This is a genomic window from Proteus mirabilis ATCC 29906, assembly GCF_000160755.1.
GTDB lineage: Bacteria > Pseudomonadota > Gammaproteobacteria > Enterobacterales > Enterobacteriaceae > Proteus > Proteus mirabilis.
This window is the reverse complement of the sequence record NZ_GG668576.1, coordinates 161,993-167,163: the sequence shown is the minus strand read 5'-3', so window position 1 is coordinate 167,163 and position 5,171 is coordinate 161,993. Positions and strand designations below refer to the sequence as shown.

At 42.1% G+C, this 5,171-nt stretch carries 3 protein-coding genes; all 3 read right to left on the bottom strand.

What is annotated here, in order from left to right; translation table 11 throughout:
• Window positions 1-3,498: DUF6531 domain-containing protein (locus tag HMPREF0693_RS00800; RefSeq protein WP_004242738.1), on the bottom strand; the 3,498-nt coding region annotated here is incomplete at its 3' end.
• Window positions 3,491-4,546, bottom strand: coding sequence for a DUF2169 family type VI secretion system accessory protein (locus tag HMPREF0693_RS00795; protein WP_004242737.1), 1,056 nt, complete (start codon window positions 4,544-4,546; stop codon window positions 3,491-3,493). The genes HMPREF0693_RS00800 and HMPREF0693_RS00795, both read right to left, overlap by 8 nt.
• A 12-nt stretch (window positions 4,547-4,558) precedes the next feature.
• Window positions 4,559-5,171 (bottom strand): type VI secretion system Vgr family protein (locus HMPREF0693_RS00790; protein WP_248694444.1); only part of this gene is annotated, 613 nt, incomplete at its 5' end.

The window sequence follows — 5,171 nt, the reverse complement described above, 5'->3', positions numbered from 1 at the left end:
TGTAGCCGTATAGTGACTGGAATTGACAAATCCAGCGTGACTACGGCGTAAATACTCTTGTCCTACTGCGTTGTAGCTAAATTGAAGTGGTGCATGCTGATTGACTTGCAGTGAAGTTAACTCCCCTAGCGCCCCAAAAGCATAATGCAACTCCCGCTCACCAAAACGAGTCAATGCCAGCGTATTATCAGTATCATTCCATTGATGAACAATCTCTTGTCCATTAATACGTTCACTGCATAAACGACCTTGGTCATCATACTCAAATTCAACCACCGAGTCAGGATTAGTCGCTTTTATCAATTGTTGACGTGCGTTATAGCTATATTGAGTCGTGGATAGACAGCGGCTTTCTTGCTCATCTTCAAACCATTCGCTTTGTTCAACCACTAAGCCACTTTCATTATAGCGCCAACGCAGTTCATGGTTATCCGGATAGCGAGTGGCAATGCGACGTCCTAGTCGGTCATAGCGATAACAAATCTCACGCCCCGTAAAATCAACTTCACGAATGATTTGTCCCGCTTTATCCCGTTCGTAACGATAAACCTCCCCGTTCGCATTCACCACTTTTTTAAGTCGTGTCAGTGAATCATATTCAAAGCGAATTTCACTGCCATCAGGGCGTATCATTGCCAGTAAGACATCAAAAGGCCCATAACGATAACGGGTGGTTTTTCCTTCACCATCCGTCACCGCGATAACTCGGCGCTCACTGTCATAGTCTATCTGTTGCTCGACCCCATCGGGTAATAAAATCTTGCTGAGACTGCCGTTGGTACTGGCATGCTCAGTGCTGTATTGATAGCGTGTGGTGTGATTTAACGCATCAGTGTAGTGCAGTAAACGCCCCAATTCATCACTATGATATTCTGTGCTGTGTTGATAAGGATTGGTGGTTTTAATCAGTTGATGTGCAGGGTTATAGTGGTATTGCCATTGCGCACCATTGGGCGTAATGGCTTTGAGCAATTCACCATGTTGGCTATATTCATAGACCTGCTGACGCCCTTGCGGATCTGTCACTATGGTTAAATTGCCATTTTCATCATAGCTTAGCTGCCATTCATCGCCAAAGGCCGATGTGAAATGGGTAAGTTGACCATAGTCATTATAATCATAGTAAATGGCTTTACCATCAGGTAAATAGATATAGGCAAGCAGTCCATTATAGTGATAACCATACTCTGTGCGCTCACCAATCTCATTGATTTCTGCTATCTTTTTCCGCTGTTCCCACTCCGTATACGTTTCACGCCATAATGGATCGATAGTGCGAGTCACCAGATTATCATCGTTATAATAATAACGTGAAAATCCACCCTCAGCGTCAATGTAGGTTGTCATGCGCTGATAATCATCATAGATAAAGCGATCGTTCCAAAAACCAGACGGTGAATGTGTAGCAACAACACGTCCTTGTTCATCATAATCAATCGTCAGTTCTGTGCTGTCAGTATCCCCCCAAGCGACCATGAGTCCCTCAGGAGAATAACGATGCCATAAGTGGTTTTGTTGATAGGCATGACATTGACTAAGATAACCGTGAGTATCGTATTCGCAACGTACAAAATCTCGAGGAGATGAGGTTGTGCTTTCAGAGCAAATGCGAACTAATTTATCCTGTTGATATTCGAGTATTAACGCTATGCCATCATGACGCTTCACACTGACAAGCTGACTTTGCTCGTTATATATAAAATCAATACGATGCTGATTTAAATCAGTGATTGCACTTAATCGACGATATTTTCCTTGTCTGTGATTAAAATGTAGAAACTGTTGTTGCGTACTATCAAAAAGGGTTAAATCGCCATCACGTTGTCCGGTGAGTAAAAAATGGGGAGCATGGGCATTTCTTGCACGGATCTCCTCTGTGGGAGTTATAAATGTAAAATTAGCACCATCACTGTCTTGATAGATGATGTTTCCATCAAGTATATGTAAACAGCGTGACCATTCATCTGCCCACTTCGGTCCAAAAAGTCCCTTTGCATTTGATGTGGATTTATATGTACGGTGTAACGATAACGGCAACAAGCCCGGTATCTGAATAATTGGCCACTGTTGGATAAAATCACCAGTAGCCACATTAACAGGCTCACCTTTACAGGTTGCACTAGAAGTACTGTTTCCATCGGACTCTTTGCTGCTGGATGTCGATTTATTCTCCGTTTGGCTATTATTAGCTTTATTAGGTGGCGTTTCTGTAGATACGCTTTCCGTTTTTCCTTCAATTTTAATGCCATTATCTGATGAGGTTATTTTCGGTGTTTCTGGGCTTTGGATCACCTCAGTACCTTTAGCGGCATTACTTCCTTTCTCTGTGGCGGAGATTTCTGCCCCTTTGATTGCCTCACTTCCTTTGGATATATTACTGGTCTCTGTCGCTTTTATTACGTCAGTAGCTTTATTTACCGCAGAAGTGCCTTCAGATATTTCAGTTATTTTAGTTCCTTCTGCTACTTTATTAATAGCATTAGCACCTTCAGCGACTTTCCCCACTTTTAAAAAAGCAGCGGCAATAGTCGCTATTTCAAGCCCACCTCTTGTTACTATTTCGACTTTATCGCTATCACTTTTTTTCCATTTATTCTCTAATTTTTCTTTTTCTTCATCGATAAGTTTACCTAATGCACGATATTTGGCTTTAACGTCTTCCTTAACACCTTCAATACAGTTATTCCCCAACCTCCAGTTTTCTGCTTCAATAAGTCCCTCGATGGTTTTTTTGCTCGCATTTAGAGCCACGTTTTGAACTAGATCAGTTGGATTTATGTAATGATAAGCTTCCACAGCTGACTTTGTTATACTTTCAACAAAACCAAGACCACCACGAGTCAGGCCAGTTATTCCATCCATTGAAGTATTATATAAACTGTTCCACCATGAATAATCTGTATTAATGTGATCAACTCGAATATTATCAATATATCCAGTTAATTCTTTGTCAATATCATTTAGAGAATCATCCCTTTTTTTATCCGCTTGCTGTTTTTGTTGACGGAGTCGCCCAATAAAACTTTCTTGTTCTTCTCGTTGCATCTCTTGCAGTGATTCTAACAATTCTGATGTCACGGGCGGGTTATTACAGGGGATTTTATTACTCTCAATCGGCTCAGCAGGAGGTGCAACATTAGTAATTAAAGTCCCTAATGTATTGTTATTGTTCATTGCGACTAATGAACCATCTTGTGCAGCAGGTTGACCTTCAATACGGACCGAAGGGCTTCCTGTAATAATTTGACAATCTCCACCGCCTAATGAAGTTCCAGATAATACACCGGCTCCCGTGTTACTTTGCGTTCCTTTGATTATTGACCCAACATTCAAAGTACAATATCCACGTGCTTTAACACTCAAGGCATATTGCTTTTGTGCATCTAAGCTTTGAAAACTATCAAAAGGAATAGCAGAACACCCTACCTGACAAACATCAGGGGTGGTTGCAACAACTTTGAATTGGTTTTCACCGTCACCAACATGTTTATCAGCCATTACAACAAGCTCCTTTTGTTTCTGCTGGAACCCAAACGCCTATTAATGCTTCCACAATCGGGTATTTTGCGGGGATAACAAGTCGTTTCACGACAGAGATAAGACGACGATCTAAGTCAATAGTCAGTGTGTCTAAATCTGGCTTCAAAGAGAAAAGCTCACCTTCGATGTCTTGTAATATGATTTTCACACGATAGTCAGGTAACGCTGTAACGACCCGCGATGATTCAGGTAATAAACCTTCCAATAATATAGGTTCATTACCCAGCAAATACCCTGGATAACGTAAAGACGGGTGCGCACTATTGAAAAAACGTTCATCAAAATCATCCGGATAAAATGGGAATTGGTTTTCTTGCCACTCTTTTCCATATGTTCCAGCGTATTCAACACGCCCTGCCCACCAACGGGAGATAGGCCCCATACCTTCACTAATTTGTCGAGTATCAATAGACAACGTATCAAGCGGTCTTTTACGAATATCTTCCATAATCTGAGGGGCTGGATAACGTTTTTGTTTATCAAGTGCCTCTACATCGGGATAAAACCCCATTCCAATGGGATTTTCTATTACTTGTTGCTGTTCTTGCTGAGGGGACTGCCATGTTCCTCCATAAGCCAACTCATGGCGTAAAGAAACCCCATCAACAGGTATTGGTTCACTCAAGCTCCATTGATCCTCTTGGTATTCCCAATAGTGAGGGCCAAACAAAGACCACGTTTTGCTAAAGTTTTCAATGCGAATACCTGCTCGCCATTGTGCCGTAGGCTGATTGCCTTTAGGGCGCGCAACCCCCAGTATATGGATATTAGTGCAAGGACGCGTCCACACTAAATCCGTTTCTTCGATTAAACTACTGGTTTCCGGTGCATGATAGTAACGATCTGCCATGTTTAAAGGGTATTGCTGTTCATTTAAATCCGAGTAATGCCCGCCAGTCTTGAGCCGAAAAGTTTGGCGCAATGCGATCACATTAAACAGCTCATCCTTTTTTCCTACTTTTTGGTATAAAAGATAAGGAAATGGGGTTGTGTTACTCACTTTCATATCACTATTCCCTTAGTTTAAATCGATATCTTTACCCGTAATTTTCACAGGACCTGTAGCTTCGAACTTAAATTCCTGACCATTAATCGTGACATGCCCACCATTATCCATTCGTAGCACACTTGCTCCACAACGTAATTCAATGACTTCACCGACATTGATAGATAATGTTTTGCCTACAGTAATTTTTTTATGTTGGCCTACCGTTTCGCTGTTATCTTTATCTATCGTTTCTGTGCGAGCGCCTTTCACCTGCATCTGTTGATTGTTTTCGATCACTTCAACATGATCGTGTAAAACATGGGTAGTGCGATCATGAAGAACACGGGTATTCATATCCTTCTGCGCATGAAGAAACACCTCTTGCTTACCGCCCGCATCTTCAAAACGCAATTCATTAAAACCTTCCCCTTTGTGGGTTTGGCTACGGAAAGTGGTTTGTGTCTTATTCTCTGGGAACTTAATCGGTGGTGCGTTACGACCATCATAGGTACAACCGGTAATCATCGGTCTGTCGATATCCCCATTAAGGTAGCTGACCAGCACTTGCGTGCCAATGCGCGGTACCGCAGAAAAACCATAACCATTTCCACTCCAACCCATGGCAACCCGCACCCAGCAGGAG